Source organism: bacterium (genome assembly GCA_023382385.1).
GTDB lineage: Bacteria > Electryoneota > RPQS01 > RPQS01 > RPQS01 > JABWCQ01.
In genome coordinates this window covers 369,118-386,624 of the sequence record JAHDVH010000003.1, presented here as the reverse complement: position 1 = coordinate 386,624, position 17,507 = coordinate 369,118, and the positions used below count along the sequence as shown (strand labels likewise).

Genomic DNA, 17,507 nt, shown 5'->3' with positions numbered 1-17,507 from the left:
GCGCACCAAGTGCACATGTGCGCATGGTCGATTCAACCTTCCTGCGAACTACCGTGTCTAAGCTCCAAAAGGAAGAACATCACCGGTTGAGCTTACCAGAGCAACCTCAGCAACGATCGATTATGATTCAAAATTATAAAATATATTTACTTATATCCTGCTTTGGACTGCTGTTGGCCTGCTCGGCCCCGCACGACAACCCGCTCGATCCTGCTTCCGAAAACTATCGACCGCCCGTAATTCCGCCGGAAGAGCTGCCTGTGCCGACATTTCAGACTCGTGTGCGCAGCGTGCACACTGCTCGGTTGTTTCCGACTACAGACTCGTATTCGGTGTTAACGGAGCTGTGGCCGGACTCAGTAATTGAGATTGACTCGGTGAAGGTGCGATACAAGACTCGAGCGCCGGTCCGAATGTCGCTGACGAATGACGCGCGCTGGGCCGCCTCCTTTTCTTCGTCTTATTTTTCTGATAACCGTCTCGAATCAGTCGTAGGTCAGCCGTTTACTTTTGTGGTCTATACTCCTGAGGATAGCCACGCGGTGGGTCCCACCTTTCTGTTCCGAGTGTTGCAGGAAACGCCAGTTGTAGAGTCACCCGATTCCAATCAGGTTGCCGGCCCTTTCCCCGAGTTGGTTTGGCAGCCGTTCAGTGCATTCTATCCGTTCCGCTATCAGGCGGCAGTGGATCGCATCCTTGAATTCTCGATCGTTGTGCGTGTCTGGGTGTCGGATACGCTGCCATCCTCGAACACATCTGTGCAGGTTCCGGATTCGCTGGAAGACGACGACTACTACTGGACGCTTTTTGTTTACGACGACTTCAACAATTCGACGCGCTCACGTGAGGGCTACTTTCTTGTTGAGGCATCAGCACCATGAGCACCGGTCTTCTAACCGCTGAGCAAGTCCTCGCTGCAGGCCAGAAGCTCCTTGAGCTGCGGCCGCTGGAGGAGGTATTTTCTGCGATTCTCGAGACGGCGGCGCAGGCCATGCACGCGGAAACTGCGGTGGTTATTCTGTCGACGGGCACCCAGCTTCAGTTAGCCGCTTCGTTTTCCAGACGCGGCGACATTCGCAGCGTAGAAGACGTTTCGCAATCGTTGGTCCGGGAAGTCATCTCGAGCAACAAGCCGATACTGACAGAGAGCGCGGTGGAAGACCCGCGATTCTCCGGCAAGTCTTCAATCATTCTCCAACACATTCAGTCTGCAGTCATTCTCCCGCTCTCGGGCCGGCATGCCATCGAAGGCGCCCTCTATCTGGACAGCCGCTCGGACCGCGACCTCTTTCGCAAAGAGAATCTGGCCCCGCTCTCCACGCTCGCGGCCTTTGCCACACTCGCGATTGAAAACGCCCGTCGTTTTGAACACGTCCAAAACGAAATCGCCGCACTGAAGTCACGCGGCAGCAAGAATCTGATAGTTGGCGACAGTCCGGCAATCCGCGAGTTGTATAGCCTGATTGACCGCGTTGCCGCCAGTGACTTGCCCGTCATTATCACCGGTGAATCAGGGACAGGCAAGGAGCTGGTTGCGCGCGAAATTCATCGCACGTCCCAGCGTTCGGGAAAGCCCTTTCTGGCGCTGTATTGCGGAAACGTCTCCGCCGAATTGTTTGAGAGCGAACTCTTCGGCCACAAACGCGGTTCTTTTACGGGAGCGGTTGCGGATAAGGAAGGATTGGTCGAAGCGGCGGAAGGCGGAACACTCTTTCTCGATGAAGTTGCGGATATCCCGGCCCCGCTGCAGGCCAAGTTGCTTCGTTTTCTGCAAGAGTCCGAATACAGGCGGGTGGGGGATACGGAGGTGCGCAAGGCCAACGTTCGTATTCTGACGGCGACCAATAAGAATCTTCAGGCAGAGATTCAGTCCGGCAACTTCCGCGAGGATCTCTACTATCGGTTGTATATCCTTCCGATATCGGTCCCTCCATTGCGCGACCGGCTTTCGGATATTCCCTTCCTTGTTCACCACTTCCTGCGCAAACTCGGCAATCACGTCACAGGAATCTCACCCGAGGCGCTGCGGCGCCTGCAGTCTTACACGTGGCCCGGGAACGTGCGCGAACTCGAAAACACGATTGTCCGAGCGGCAGTAATTACACGCAGCGACCGCATTGAAGCGGAGGACATTTCCCATCAGGCAATCGCCAGCGCGTCGTCCGCAGGGGAGGACTGGAGCTGGAAAGCGGCGGAGAAGGTTCACATCCTTCAAGTGCTGTCGCTCTGCGGCGGAAACCGGTCGCGTGCCGCTCAGTTACTCGGGATCTCCCGCCGCTACCTTCACTATAAGCTCAAAGAGTGGGGGGAACAAGACTCGCAATGAGAGCGCTGAGGGAGCGACTCACCGACCGCAAGTTACTTTCCAGAGGAGACATTTCGGCGGCATACCGCGCGCATGACGCCCGTCTGGATCGTGACGTATTCCTGAAGATTCTCCATCCGCATTTGGCCGGAGATCCCGAACTGCTCGCTCGCTTTGAACGCGAAGCAAGAGCGGCTGCGCGATTGAATCACCCGCAGCTGGTCAAGATCTACGAAGTCGGCGAGGATCCTTCCGAGGGTCCATACATGGTGCACGAGTGGGTGGATGGCGAGTCTCTGCGCAGTCGTCTGACACGAGAGAAGAAGCTCTCCCCGTCAGAAGTCCGCAGGCTTGCGGAGGCACTTTGTTCCGGTTTGAGCGCACTTCACTCCTCCGGGATTTTGCATCGCGACATCAAGCCGGAAAACATTCTGTGCAGTTCGAGCGGCGAGTTCAAGCTGACGGATTTCAGTTTAGCGCTGCTTGCCGATGTTCCCAAGTTGACTTATCATACGGCGATTGTGGGAACACCCGCCTATCTTGCTCCCGAAGTTGCGCGGGGCAAAGGACCAAGTGAGCTTTCAGATTTGTTTGCGGTGGGCGTCGTGCTCTTCGAAGCCGCGACCGGAGAGAATCCTTTTGATGCCGGCGCGCTGCTTGAATCGTTGCGCCGCGTCCGCGAAGAAGAGCCGGATTGGAGTCGCCTTGAGGCGGCAGAGCTTGACGAGTCTCTTGAGAAGTTAATCAAGACTTGTCTTTCAAAGGAGGCAGAGCAACGACCTGCCTCCGCGCAGGCAGCCCGCGACTCCCTCAACGGTCATACTCATGATGCGAGAGTTACCAAAAGGGCACATTCGCGGACTATCCCACTTGCGTTGTTTCTTGCGATTATTCTGGGAGTGCTGTCTTACGTCTTATGGCCTACCCGCAAAGTCGTGGAAAGCAACAACACCCACCTGACGCAGATTGATTCCCAGAGCCTCGCGCAAGACTCTGTTGGGGCCCAAAGCATTACTTCTGCCATTGATAGTGCGCACGGAGCAGAATCCTCGCGCCGCGACACCGCATCGACTCTTGCCGGAACCGCGTCGCCCAATTCGCAAGTGTCTGATGCGCGACGCGCGGCCGGAGACAGTGTTCCCCAATCTTTCCCACCTCCACCAAAACAGGATACTCCTGCACGCTTGACAGACCCTTCCGACCGGACTATGCAGACTCGCGTTAACGCACCGGCTGCGACAGACAGCTTTAATCTGTTTCTGGACTCGACTCCGTGGGCACGTGTGTCATTGGAGGGAGTGGAGTTCGGCATCACGCCACTGGGGGCACCCGTTAAACTGCCGGAGGGTCGACACGTGGTGCTGTTGCGCAATCCGGCGTATCCTCCGATTCAAGTCTCCATCGATTTACGACAGGACACTCGGACGACGGTAAGTCTCGATCACTATGTGCAGCATCTCGACGTATCGGTCGAACCGTGGGGCGATGTGTATGTTGACGGAGAGCGGATTGGCACGACACCGTTGCATCGAATGCCCGTTGTGCTGCCGGGCGATCACAATTTGCGCATCACCCATCCAAGCCTCCCTGCCATCGAAACTGACTGGCAGGCCGCTGCAGGAGAAACACTTTCGATTCGCGCAAACCTGCAAACCTCAGAACTTGCTGTTCGACAATCTGGAGGCGGCAACTGAAACTTCTCATCGCACTACTCTCTCTGGTTTCCTGCCTGTTCGCCCAAGACAATCTCCGCTTGCAAGCCGACTCGCTCTTTCGTCTTGGCGAATATGAGCAAGTCGAGTTGCTCGTGTTGCGCGCCGACCGACAGGGAGATTTGCCTACAACAGACAGAGTTGCTCTCGAACTGCTTGGGGGCTATTCACTGATCATGCTGGAACGGGAAAGTGAGGCCCGCGCACATTTCGCCAGAGCGCTCGAACTCGACTCCGCACTGGTGCTGGACCCAATTCAGGTCAGTCCGAAGTTTCGCACCGTGTTTGACGACGTCAAGCGGGAATGGATGTCCACCAGAACAATGGATGTGCCGACGGCGGCGATTCGAGAGTTTACCATTCAGCAGGGAGCCAGACCATCCTCCCAGCTTCTGAATCTTGCCTTGCCGGGTGCAGGTTTCTTGGCAGAGGGCCGAAGCGTTCGCGGACTCATTTACATTGCGGCACAGGCAGGCGTAACGGCGCTTTGGCTCAGCGAGCTGAGCCAGAATAACTCGGCTCGCAAGGACTACTTGGCAGCCGATTCCGCGTCGGTCGAGCGCTTGTATGAAACCTATGACTCGCATCACCGCCGAATGTGGACCTATGGCTTAGCTGCAGGAGCCCTTTATATAGTCTCCCAGATTGACCTTGCTTTTCTGCGAATACCAGTTAAAGCATACGAAATCGTCCCGACTGAATTCGGCGCACGGCTCCAAATTCACCTGTAAAGGGGGTGCGCACCGTATTCACATCACTTGTGAAGTGAGCGCACAGTTCCGAGGTAGATTTTCCTTGAAAATATTTTAAAATACATAAATTAAGAAGTGGAACGGGTCTTGCCATTATATAGCGCAGAAAGCAGTAACAGTAACCCAGTTTCACACTTTATTCGGTATCTGGAGAAAATTATGAAAAAGCTATTCCTTCTCACCCTCGCAACCCTGCTCGGCATTTCAATGGCATTTGCCCAGACGGGCGACCTGCGAGTAACAGTTCTGGCGGGCGATGCTCCCGTCGTAGGCGCTATGGTCAATGTGCTTGGCTACGGTCAGGGACACCAGCGCCCACACTTTGACGGCATCACGAACCTCGAAGGTCAGATCTTCTTCCCGGCCATTCCTGCCATCGGTTATTCTGTGACCGCCGGTATTCCGGGTATTCCGCCGGTGCGAGCGGATGTCGAAGTTCTGCCGGGGCAGTTGGCGGAAGTCACGCTAACGCTGCCTGTCTTTGAACCCGCCCCGCGCATCTTCCTGATGCCGGAACATGTGTTCTTTGGCCCTGTCGGTATCGGGACGACCTTTACGCGCATTGTCCGCGTCGAGAATCGCGGCACGGCGGACCTGAACGTGTCCCTAAGTGTTTCGGGCGCAGCGTTCGCCTTGAACTCACCAGCGGAATTCACGCTGACCGCCGATCCGATGAACAACGGCACGGAAGTGCTGGTGACATTCACACCGACGGATATTCAATTGTATGAAGGGACGCTGACGGTGACCTCGAATGATCCCGTGCGTGACATCGTTATTATCCCGTTGACGGGTCATGGCGCAAACATCATCACCGGCAGCCTGTCTGTCGATGTCGTGGTTACCGATTCTCTCGGAGTGACGAGTCCTGTTGAGGAGGCCCGCGTGCGCGTCTCGTTTATTCGTGACCACGGCGGACCGCGCCCGCAGCATTTCGTCGGTTTGACCGATGCGGAAGGTAACTTGCTCGTGAACACCCTGCCTGTAGGTATCTACAACGTCAATGCCTCCAAGCGCGGCGTCGGCTTTGCCAGCGAAGTCATCGAGATTTCTGAAGCCCAGACCACGTTTGTTACGCTGACGCTTGTTGCAGCCGATTCCGGCGAGCATGGCGGCGGTGGCGGTGGCGGGCATCACTTTGAAATTGTCGAGCTGGCCGGTACGGTTTCAATTATTACGCCAGACCCGCTCTATCCGGATCGCACCTTCTATGCGCTGGATGTCGATGCCGACGGCGCGATTGACTACCGTCTGAATTTTGGTCCTCCGTGGTATACTCCGCCCAGCGGCGCTGAGCGTCCGGCGGATGGCGATGAAGTGACAATCGTCGGTGCGCTGATGTCGCACGGCGAGGCCCCGATTGTTCACGTTCACTTCCTGAACGGTGAACTGTGGTGGGAGCCGCGTGGTGGACGTGACGGTGAGCATGGTGGAGATGGCGGCGGCCGTTCGGAAGGCTTCGGTTGCTCGGATCCGCTGACGTGGGTCGAAATTTCCGGACAGGTTGTGGACATCAATGTTTTCGGCTCGGTGTTCCTTGGTATCGACCGCGACATGAATGGCTCAGCTGACTACGTTATCGACTTTGGCGAAAACTTCGATCTCAGCAATCCAGTGATTCCAACGCTCGGCCAGAATGTTGAAGTGGTCGGTGGCATGGTTCCCTGCCCGATCAATAACCTTGAGGCTCGGTGGGTTGTGGTTTATGAAGTGGATGGCCAATTCTATCGGATGCCCGGCGACACGGAAGGGCTCGATCCTCTCGAAGGCATGTCTGTTAGCCCGAATCCGTCTATGATTCCGGTCTCGCACTTGGTCGCAACAAACTATCCTAACCCGTTCAACCCGACTACGACCATCGAATTCTCGACTCCGGTCTCCGGTCTGGTAACTCTGACAGTCTTTGACGTGCTGGGTCGTCAGGTGGCCACGCTGGTGAACGATAACCTGAGCGCAGGTTCGTACGTCACCACCTGGAATGCCGCAAGCCTGCCGTCAGGAATGTACATGTATCGCATTACAGTGAACGAGCAGAGCCTCGTGAACCGGATGTTGCTCCTCAAATAAGTCTTGCTCCCTCAGGCAAGAGCCCCTGTCCGGTTACCCATACCGGATGGGGGCTTTCTTTTGTGGGTATGCAAGACGAGTGAGGATTTCGTATAATTACTGCTTCTGTTGTCTCAGAAGTCCTGCCGCGACCTAATTTTCTTAACCTCTTGTCAAACCGAAGGATACGATTTCGCTACCATGGCTAACTGGACTCGCAAGACCCGGATAGATGCGCTTCAGAGGATAGCGTCCGAGAGGATACTTGTGCTCGATGGAGCGATGGGAACGCTGATTCAGCGGCAAGGCTTGACCGAGTCCGACTACCGCGCCGCTCGATTCGCAGAGTGGACCCGAGATTTGAAGGGTTGTAATGATCTCCTGTCGTTAACCAAGCCGGATTTGATTAAACGGCTTCACGGGCTGTATTTTGATGCCGATGCAGACATTGTTTCGACGAATAGCTTCACGGCAAATTCTCCTTCATTGGCGGACTACGGACTTGAGGAACTCTCCGAGGAAATCAACTTCGCTGCGGCTCGCATCGCCCGTGACGTGGCCGACAAATATGAAGAATTAGACCCGAGTCGTCCGCGATTTATTGCCGGAAGCATCGGTCCGACCAATAAGACGCTGTCCCTTTCTCCAAACGTCAATGATCCGGGATACCGTGACTTGAACTTCGACCAAATGGTCGAAGTCTATCTTGCTTGCGCGCGCGGGTTATATGACGGCGGAGCGGACCTGTTATTGGTTGAGACGTCTTTTGACACATTGAACGCGAAAGCTGCGATCTTCGCCATCGAAAAATTGTTTGACGAACGCGGTGAACGCATTCCTCTGATTGTCTCAGGAACGATTACCGATGCCAGCGGTCGCACGCTCTCCGGTCAGACCACCGAAGCGTTTTGGAATTCAGTTGCCCACGCCAAACCCTTTGCAGTAGGGTTGAACTGCGCCCTCGGAGCGGAGACGCTCTTGCCCTACTTGCAGGAGCTTTCTCGCATCGCGGATTGCTATGTGAGTTTGCATCCGAACGCGGGGTTGCCCAACGAATTCGGAGAATATGATGATACGCCCGGGCGTATGGCGAAAGTCATGGGCGGCTACGCTGAAGCAGGACTCCTGAATATCGCAGGGGGGTGCTGCGGCACGGAACCCGAACATATCGCGGCGATTGCCAGCGCGGTGAAGAAACATCCCCGTCGTAGCGTGGCACAGCAGCCCGCCCGATTAAGACTCTCCGGACTCGAACCGCTGACGATAGGCGAAGAAAGCGGCTTCGTAAATGTCGGGGAACGCACCAATGTGACAGGCTCTGCTCGCTTCGCAAAACTAATCCTGAGTGGCGACTTTGAGGCAGCCATTGAAGTGGCAAGGCAGCAGGTTGAGAGTGGTGCGCAAGTCATTGACATCAATATGGACGAGGCGCTACTCGACTCCGAAGCGGCCATGACTCGTTTTCTGAATCTGATTGCGACCGAGCCTTCGATTGCGCGGGTGCCGTTCATGATCGATTCGTCCAAATGGTCGGTCATTGAAGCGGGGCTAAAGTGCATTCAGGGCAAACCTGTCGTCAATTCTATCAGCCTGAAAGAGGGCGAAGCGGAGTTTCTCAGACAGGCGAAGCTTTGCCGCCGTTACGGAGCGGCGGTCATCGTCATGTGCTTCGATGAAGACGGTCAGGCGGACACAGTCGAGCGAAGAGTGGCGATTGCCGAGCGCGCCTACCGCCTGCTGACGGAGCGTGCAGGTTTCGCGCCGCAGGACATCGTCATTGACCCGAATGTGTTCGCGATTGCCACAGGCATCGAGCAGCATAACGACTACGCCGTGCAGTTCTTTGAGGCGACGCGTCAAATAAAGGCGAAGCTGCCGCACGTAAGAATCAGCGGCGGTTTGAGCAATGTCTCGTTCTCGTTTCGCGGCAACAATCCCGTGCGGGAAGCGATTCATGCCGTGTTCCTCTATCACGCGATTCACGCGGGAATGGACATGGCGATTGTGAATGCCGGCGCACTCCCCATCTATGACGATATTGAGCCGGAGCTGCTGGAGCGTGTTGAGGACATTGTGCTCAACCGCCGCCCTGATGCAACAGACCGGATGCTCGAATTTGCGGCGACGGTCAAGGGAAAGGGAAAATCAAGGACGGCCGAGCTGGGGTGGCGCAAGCACACTGCGCAGGAGCGCTTGACACACGCCCTTGTTGAAGGAATTGACGACTACATTGTCGAGGACACCGAAGAAGCCCGTCTGCAGTTTGCGGAACCTATCGAAGTCATCGAGGGGCCGCTGATGGCCGGAATGAACAGAGTCGGAGATCTGTTCGGAGCGGGGAAGATGTTTCTCCCGCAAGTCGTCAAGAGCGCCAGAGTCATGAAGAAAGCTGTCGCGCACCTGATCCCATACATTGAAGCCTCGAAGAAAGCCGGTGACAGCAGCAGCAAGGGTCGTATTCTGCTCGCGACCGTCAAAGGGGACGTGCATGATATCGGCAAGAATATTGTCGGCGTCGTCCTGCAATGCAACGGATTTGAGGTAATTGATCTCGGTGTGATGGTTCCCTGCGCAACAATCCTCGACCGAGCCGAAAGAGAGCAGGTTGACGTCATCGGTTTAAGTGGACTGATCACTCCCTCGCTCGAAGAGATGTCATTTGTCGCATCGGAAATGCAAAGACGCGGCATGCACATGCCACTAATGATCGGCGGAGCCACGACCTCTCGCGTGCACACTGCCGTCAAGATCAGTCCGAACTACAGTGGCCCGACGGTTCACGTGCTGGACGCTTCCCGAGCGGTGGGAGTCGCAACAAGTCTGATTAGCAAGCAGCTGCGCGAGGAGTTTGTCAAAGAGATTTCCGCCGACTACGAGAAGGTGCGAGTGATTCGGGCGCAGCAGACCGGCACACTGAAGCTTGCCACACTCGACGAAGCGCGCGCCAATCGCGCCCGTTTGCAGTTCGCCGCTCCACCCGTTCCACGGAATCTCGGAGTAACCGTATTACGCGACTACCCGATTGAGACTCTGATTGAACGTATCGATTGGACTCCGCTGTTTCAAGCTTGGGAGCTTGCGGGCCGCTATCCGGCAATCCTCACGGACTCAGTAGTTGGCCAAAGTGCTCGCTCGCTGTTTGAGGACGCCCAAAGACTCTTGCAGGATATCCTCAGGAACAGACTGTTAACTGCGCACGCGGTATTCGGGCTGTTCCCCGCCAATAGCATCGGCGACTCGATTGAAGTCTACTCGGACGAACAGCGCGGAAAAGTTCTGAAGACTTTTCACATGCTTCGTCAGCAGATGAAGAAAGACTCAGGCTCTCCAAACCTGTCGCTTGCCGACTTCGTCGCGCCGAAAGAATCCGGCGTGGCGGATTACGTGGGTGCCTTTGCAGTAACCGCAGGAATCGGCTTGGATGCGCTGGTCAGCGAGTATGAAAGCAAACATGACGACTACCACGCGATCATGATGAAGGCACTGGCCGACCGCTTGGCCGAAGCTTTCGCCGAGCATCTGCACGAACGCGTCCGACGGGAGTTCTGGGGTTATGCTGCAGACGAATCTCTCTCCAATGAAGACTTGATCAAAGAGCGTTATCAGGGAATACGCCCCGCACCCGGCTACCCCGCGTGTCCTGAACATTCAGAAAAGCGCGTCCTGTTTGACCTCTTGCAGGCAGAGAATCAGATTGGCATGACGCTCACCGAGAGTTTTGCGATGCTGCCCGCTTCGTCGGTATCCGGATTCTACTTCTGGCATCCCGATTCCAAATACTTCGGCGTCGGCAAAATCGCCGATGATCAGGTGGAAGACTACGCCCGCCGCAAGGGTATCGCTTTCTCCGATGCGAAACGCTTGCTCGCGGCAAATCAAGACTAACTCGAAACCGGAACGGTTTACATATGATTGATCTTCGTTCAGACACTATCACGAAACCTACTGCAGGAATGCGCTCAGCAATGGCCGGAGCCGAAGTCGGCGATGACCAGTTCGGTGAGGACCCGACGGTCAATCTCCTGCAGGAGCGAGTTGCCGACCTGCTGGGCAAGGAAGCCTCGCTATTCTTTCCGACGGGAACGATGGCAAATCAATGCGCGATTCGCACGTTGACCCGCCCCGGCGATGACGTGATCGTCAGCAAAGAGTCGCATGTCGTCATTCATGAGACTGGTGCGGCTGCGGCAAATTCTGGTGTGCAATTCACGGAAATCGGGAGCGGCGGGATGTTCACCGCAGAAGAGTTTGTGTCAGCCTACAAAGCCCCCGGTCACATCGTCCATCCGCCGACGACGCTGGTCGCCGTCGAGAACACACATAACCGGGCGGGCGGTGTGATTTTTCCGCTGGATGAGGCTTTACGTATTGGTCAAGCGGCACGCGAGCGCAACGTATTCTCATACTGCGACGGCGCCCGCCTCTGGAATGCCGCACTCGCCACAGGCAGGGAGTTCGCACAACTCGCCGAGCCCTTTGACCTCGTTTCCGTTGCTTTCTCTAAAGGACTCGGCTGCCCCGCCGGCTCGATGCTCGCTGGGTCGCGCGACATCATCAATCGAGCGATCCGCTATCGCCGAATGCTTGGCGGAGCGATGCGGCAAACCGGTATTCTGGCAGCGGCCTGCATGTATGCGCTCGACAACCATCTTGAACAGCTACACAATGACCATCACAACGCGCGCAAACTCGCCGAAACGTTGAGCAGTTCGCCGCTCGTCTCATTGGATATGAACAGCGTGCAGACAAACATCGTCATTTTTGATTTGAACCCGGAAGCACGGGATGCCGAGACCTTGGTAAGCAGAGCGGAGCGCTTGGGTGTCTCCTTCTTTGCATTTGGTCCGCGTACGATCAGGCTCGTCACACACCGCGACGTCAGACCAGCTGACTGTGAAACCGCCGCACGTCTCATTCTCAAAGCGATTGAACAGTAGGCGGTTGCTGGCCGTTCCGGCGGCCGTCTACGTCCTGTCCTACATTTACCTCGCGTTCTATCATGGTAAGTGGTGGCTGTGGAATACCGTCGTTCACGAAGGCGGCACACTCACTCTGCTGGAGACAACGCTTTACGCGTCGCACTTCCTTGGCCACGTCCCCTCGCTGACGATCATTGCATTCATCTTTGCGGTCTGGCACTCCACCTTTGCAGAAGATGCAGTCAGTAATCGTAAAGCCAGACTCGGCTGGAGTGCTGCCGCCGGAGCACTCCTTGCTGTAAGTCTGCTTGGCAGCCTCTGGCACTTCGGAGCAACGGATACTTGGGCTTTCATCCTTCAAGGAAAACAAAGCGTGTCGCGCAATGAGTCGGGCGGCTCTTTTCTCCTGCATCTGCCAAGCACGCTCTCGCTGTTTGTGCTCACTCCGTTGTTCATTCTCGCGGCCAAATGGATGACTCATCGGAAAGTGGTTTGGCGCCCGCGCATAACAGGGAAGCTTCTATACGCGTTTGGCGTGACGATGGCACTCGCAGTGTTCTTCACAAACGATGCCCGCCTTGTCTTTCATGCTCTGACCGATCCTCGCTATCTCGCTCACAGCGTGCGGGAACTGGCAACGTTCCCGCTTACTTTCTTTCCGATTCCTGCCGCATTCTGGTTGGCTACCGAGTTTCCCGCAGACGCGCAGCTGCCTGCTGCGGTTCGCAGGTTGGTGCTCGGCCTGCTCGGCTTGGCGCTCCCGCTCCTTGCCTATCAGACTATTCTTCCGCTGCAAGCCGGTCTCCAGACCCTTGCTCAGCAACCCGCTTTCGCCTCCGACTCGCTCCCAATTCCCTACCTTCTGGCCTCCCACTACTTCGAACACGTCTTAGATACCGTTTACTTCACACTGGTGTGCTTTGCGCTGATTCCGCCTCAGAAATTATCATCGCAAAGACACATTGCCTCCTCAAAAAGTTGACATAATCAGGCGGATTTGCAGTTTATATAGAAGATATGCACTTCTGCCTGTTAGGCTTTTTCGCCACAAAGTGACACAAACACATTATTTATGCTTGACTGCTCTTGATTGCTTTCCGATATTTAAGGGTGAATCCGTCTCAGGGTGCGTGGCAAGCTCAGGAGGGCATTAGGCTTCCGAAAGACCGGCCTGCGAATCCTTCATTCAAGAGTCCGCTTGAACATTCGCTGTCCCCTTCCACGTATCCTTACAGGGTGAGTCCAATTCTGTTGAACCGACGGCGGGCCTTCCTGCCGCTTAATTCTGGCTGACGTGTCCAAGTTCAAGTTCCTTCTGCACGAATTCTTCATCGCCTGCTGGGAGACGATCAAACTTCCTTTCTGGCTTTTTGGCGTTGGCTGGAAGCGATTGATGGAATTCGGACCGCGACGCATCGGCTTGGTGTTGTTTGCCTCTGCCGCGGTCATTCTGTTTTCTTTGTTGTTCTTTGTCAAAGTCACGTCGCAGCCGAACTTCTGTAAGTCGTGTCATGTGATGATTCCCTACTTCGATGCGTGGGAAACATCAACGCATAGTATGGTTACCTGCACGGAGTGCCATATTCCGCCCGGGTTGGAAGGAACGATTCACTCGAAGTTCTTGGCCATCTCGATGGTCACCAATTATATGACGGGACTGTATAAGCGCTCAAAGCCTTGGGCGGAAATCGATGACAGGAGCTGTCTGCGTTCCGGTTGTCATGACACTCGCTTGCTGCAGAGCACCGAGAGTTTTCGGGGTGTGATGTTTGACCACAAGCCGCATCTCGAGAATGTCCGGCGCGGTCGGCAGTTGCGCTGCACATCGTGCCACGCAAACATCGTTCAAGGCGAGCACATATCGGTCAACGAGTCCACGTGTTTCCTGTGCCACTTCAAGCCGGATTCCCTGGGACAGGTGACTGCGCTCGCCACATGCACGATTTGTCACAATCCCCCGACCGGACCGGCCGCCGCGGACACGAGCTACGACCATACCGAGATGCTTGCCCGCAAGATTGATTGTTCAAGCTGCCACGTTTCGGAAATTGCAGGCGACGGTTTTGTCCCGCGCGAACGCTGCAATTCCTGTCACGCGCAGGTCGCTCACATCGAGCGCTACGATGATCACGAATTCGTTCATCAGATGCACGTGACCGATCGTAAAGTGGAATGCACGGCTTGTCACATTCAAATCAGGCACGGCAAGGAAGCCGTCGCGTTTGCCAGTCAGGAACGGACCTGCGGGCAGTGCCACGGCAAACCGGATAACGCCATCGAAAAAGTTTGGCGCGGCGAGTTGCCCGGCATTCCGCCTTCTCCGTCGTCTATGGCAAGTGCCGGAATGTCCTGCACGTCCTGTCACACAGGGGATGTGCACACGATTCGCGGCAAGCCTGAGCCGCCCTCCTGCACGCCTTGTCATGACGCGGAGTTCGACAGACTCTGGCCGCGTTGGGAAGTGACGATTGCCCAGGGCTTGCGCGACCTCGAAGCAAAGCTTCATACACTGAGTCCTGCGGAAGCAGACACGATTCGGGCGGCGATTGATGTGTACAGGCGGGGAAATCCGTTGCACAATCCGGAATTGGTGGACGTGCTCACCGCGCGCATCACCGGCTCACCTGCGGCGACCGGGCACGCCTGCGCAGTCTGTCACCCGGGCGCGGCCAACGCTGTGGTGGCCTATGACGGCAAGCTCTTTAACCATAGCAAACATTCGCGCGCTGGTGACTGTACAGCCTGCCACGTGTCGGAACGGACGGACCGTCACGGCGCGATTCAAATGTCGAGCAACCAGTGCAACGCCTGCCACCATGAGTCCGTTGCACTGGCGAAGACAGATTGCAAGACGTGTCATACGACGCAAGCGGCTGTGTATGCCGGCAACGTTCCTGAATTCGCGGGCGCGAAGCCGTCATTTAAAATGGACCTCGAAATCGTTTGTACGGACTGCCATGCCGTAAGCGGGACTCATGTTTCACGCGACGTTTTGCCGTCTTGCATCGCGTGTCACGACGAGAACACTGCCGACACGTTGAAAATGTGGAAGTCCGATGCACAGGAAATTGCACGCAACGTGCAGAAAGCAATGTCAGCTTACCGTGCCGGAAGTGAACCTTATCGAAAATACCAACAATTGGCGGACCTGCTGAAGAAAGACGGAAGCGGTACCGCTCATAACCCAGAACTATTCAAGCGGTGGTATGAATCGCTTGGAGCAGCCCAATGAGTACTCGAAAACCAATGAAGACTGCCGCGAAAGGAGAAGCCATGAACACAGCACCGCGAACTCGCGTTGCTAAGGTGACCCGGGCCGACGGTGGGACCGCGCCGCGTGCGCCGGGAGAAGGACCGCAGGGACTACTAACTCTGTCCGAAGCTGCCGAAATGCTCGGCCGTGTACATCGTACCACAATTATGCGTTGGGTGCGTGAAGATCGCTTGAAATGTGTGCGCTTATCACGTAAAGTCATTCTTTTCGAACGTGATGAGATCATGCGCTTCATTCGAGACCACCGCGCCACGGGACACTAAAAAGCTAATTGCGCAATATTAAAAGCTTAATTACTGAAAACCATAGGGTTACGAGTCGGCTCGACTCGTGCAACTAAAGTCAGCGTGGAGGCATCGCAACACCTAAGTGTTGAAAAGAGCCTCCTTATCAAGCAAATTGCAAAGTGGACTGCTTGGGTCTACATTGCTGAAAAAGAAAGGCTTGAGATTTTGAACTGGAACTGATCCGGTTCTTCCAAGGTCTTTGCACCGTTGCACTTGGAACGAAAGTTGTGTAGAATAAATGCATTGGCTAAGGATAGGCATTAGTCGTTGCAATTTGAACGCACAATGAGTCTCCATCATCAACGAATCATCATTGTTTCCAATCAGTTGCTGACCAACGCAGGCATTCCCGTTTGCCATCTTAATCTGACAAAACTTATCAACATTATTGACACCCCCTGTGGAAAACTTCCGCGGGGGGTCATTATTTTCCGTCCGTAGCAGGAGCTTTCCAAAACAGGGAAAAAGGTCCCAAAGGGGTACCATATGTATCGAAAAAAATTACATCCAGCCGTATTTCTCCTCGTCAGTGTCATGGTTGTGACCGTCGCTTTCATGGGCTGCGAAGGAGACCAGGGTCCTGCGGGTCCTGCAGGTCTTAACCCTGACTCCGCACCTATTATTACCGCTATTGTCGCTGCACCCGATTCGGTAGGTACCGGCGAAAGCACCGTGCTGTTCGTCAGTGCCTACGATCCGAACGGCGATCCGATGACCTATCAGTGGAGTGCCGCGACCGGCACACTCGCAACTCCGACGATGGCCGTAACGAATTACTCTCCGCCTCGGGAAATCGGATTGTATCAGGTCTCAGTGACCGTAACCGACAACGACGGCAGCGCGACTGCGACGGTTACTGTCGGTGTAAACACCTACGTCCCCGCTGTCTTCCCGAGCTTCTTAGGTGACAACGCCAATCGCTGCAGCCACTGCCACGCCGCTTACGTAGACGGCTGGTCGACCACTCACCACGCGAATGCTTGGGAAACGCTGGTCACGAGCAATGTCACGAACAACCCGTATTGCGTGCAGTGCCACGTCACGGGCTACGACGACATCGTGAACTTCGACGGCTCCATCGCAACCCCCGGTATTGACAACGGCGGCTTTGACGACTTCCCGTCTGCGATGCTGCATAACGTGCAATGCGAAGCCTGCCACTCTCCACAGGGTCCGCAGTTCGCAGGACATGCACCGGACATCCACAAGGCTCTGACGGGTGACGCCTGCAATCGTTGCCACAGCCAGAACGAAGAATACATGGAATCCGGTCACGGCCATGCGATTGCGAATGCCGGAGGCCTCGAAGAGTTTAATACTGAATTCGCGCGCACCGGATGTATGGACTGCCATACGAACGAAGGCTTCATTAAGCTTTGGGACGCCGAATGGGCAACGCGTGAGTTGCCGGAAGAACACTATCAGGTCACGTGTGCAACTTGCCATGATGTGCACTCGCACGATGCCGAAAACAACCCCAGCTATCTGCGTGCTCTCGCACCGTTCGACATCATCTACGGCGGACCGGATCATCCCGAAGGCTTCGAGATTCCCAATGAGGCGATGGGCATTCCCAGCTACGGCAAAGGCCAGCTCTGCGGCCAGTGCCACCACGCGCGCCGCACTGAAGCCAATGTCCTCGGCCAAATCAACAACGGAAACGCGCGCCCCGGCCCGCATGGAAGCTGTCAGGCCGACATGGTCGTTGGCTACGGCTCCTATGAAATCCCGGGCTACACCTACAATCGTGAATCGCCGCACCAGCCCGATGTTGTGATTGGTGAAAGCACGCTTGAAGACATGTGCGTCAAGTGCCACATCTACGTGATTCCGTTCGGTCAGCCCGGCGGTCCGTTGCACGGACACAGCTTTGCACCGAATCTGCAGGCCTGCAATACCTGCCACGCGACTCCCGCCGACTTCGACTATCACGGCCGTCGTACGGAAATTGCCGCTCTGAGAGATTCGCTGTTCAATCTGCTTCCGAACAACGGCACCTCCCCGAACTTCTTGGCGAGCAATTCCACACGTGTCCAGCGCGAAGCCGGCTACGCTTGGTACTTCGTGACTAACGAAGGCTCGATGGGCGTCCACAACTACCCGTATGCGCGCTCGCTGCTGATCAACGCGATTGACTATCTGCACGCAAGTGGTGCCGCCATAACGTCTCCGGATTCAAACAAGATGGCTGCCTGGACAGAGTAAACCTCGC

General features: G+C 55.7%; 11 protein-coding genes. All 11 read left to right on the top strand.

Annotation, left to right across the window (positions count from 1 at the left end; all coding sequences use genetic code 11):
* Positions 1-173: 173 nt before the first annotated feature.
* Complete coding sequence (locus KJZ99_09895; GenBank protein ID MCL4306215.1) at positions 174-881, top strand: hypothetical protein; 708 nt, start codon at positions 174-176, stop codon at positions 879-881.
* Positions 878-2,326 (top strand): sigma-54-dependent Fis family transcriptional regulator, encoded by a 1,449-nt coding sequence (locus KJZ99_09890; protein MCL4306214.1) that lies wholly within the window; start codon positions 878-880, stop codon positions 2,324-2,326. Before KJZ99_09895 ends, KJZ99_09890 begins: the two co-directional genes overlap by 4 nt.
* Positions 2,323-3,999 carry a protein kinase gene (locus KJZ99_09885; protein MCL4306213.1) on the top strand — a complete coding sequence of 559 codons (1,677 nt, stop codon included), beginning with the start codon at positions 2,323-2,325 and terminating at the stop codon, positions 3,997-3,999. The genes KJZ99_09890 and KJZ99_09885 overlap by 4 nt, the downstream gene beginning before the upstream one ends.
* Positions 4,000-4,058: 59 nt before the next feature.
* A complete protein-coding gene (locus tag KJZ99_09880; protein MCL4306212.1) occupies positions 4,059-4,748 on the top strand; it encodes a hypothetical protein in 690 nt (229 codons plus the stop codon).
* Positions 4,749-4,928: 180 nt separating this feature from the next.
* Positions 4,929-6,836, top strand: coding sequence for a T9SS type A sorting domain-containing protein (locus tag KJZ99_09875; GenBank protein MCL4306211.1), 1,908 nt, complete (start codon positions 4,929-4,931; stop codon positions 6,834-6,836).
* A 180-nt stretch (positions 6,837-7,016) separates the two neighbouring features.
* On the top strand, positions 7,017-10,700 hold the full coding sequence (gene metH / locus KJZ99_09870) for a methionine synthase (protein ID MCL4306210.1): 3,684 nt from the start codon (positions 7,017-7,019) through the stop codon (positions 10,698-10,700).
* A gap of 23 nt (positions 10,701-10,723) precedes the next feature.
* On the top strand, positions 10,724-11,752 hold the full coding sequence (locus KJZ99_09865; GenBank protein ID MCL4306209.1) for an aminotransferase class I/II-fold pyridoxal phosphate-dependent enzyme: 1,029 nt from the start codon (positions 10,724-10,726) through the stop codon (positions 11,750-11,752).
* Complete coding sequence (locus tag KJZ99_09860; GenBank protein ID MCL4306208.1) at positions 11,742-12,716, top strand: hypothetical protein; 975 nt, start codon at positions 11,742-11,744, stop codon at positions 12,714-12,716. Before KJZ99_09865 ends, KJZ99_09860 begins: the two co-directional genes overlap by 11 nt.
* 312 nt (positions 12,717-13,028) lie before the next feature.
* Complete coding sequence (locus KJZ99_09855; GenBank protein ID MCL4306207.1) at positions 13,029-14,966, top strand: NapC/NirT family cytochrome c; 1,938 nt, start codon at positions 13,029-13,031, stop codon at positions 14,964-14,966.
* A 41-nt stretch (positions 14,967-15,007) separates the two neighbouring features.
* Positions 15,008-15,271, top strand: a complete 264-nt coding sequence (locus KJZ99_09850; GenBank protein MCL4306206.1) for a helix-turn-helix domain-containing protein — start codon at positions 15,008-15,010, stop codon at positions 15,269-15,271.
* A gap of 510 nt (positions 15,272-15,781) precedes the next feature.
* Complete coding sequence (locus KJZ99_09845; GenBank protein MCL4306205.1) at positions 15,782-17,500, top strand: PKD domain-containing protein; 1,719 nt, start codon at positions 15,782-15,784, stop codon at positions 17,498-17,500.
* The last annotated feature ends 7 nt before the right edge of the window (positions 17,501-17,507 follow it).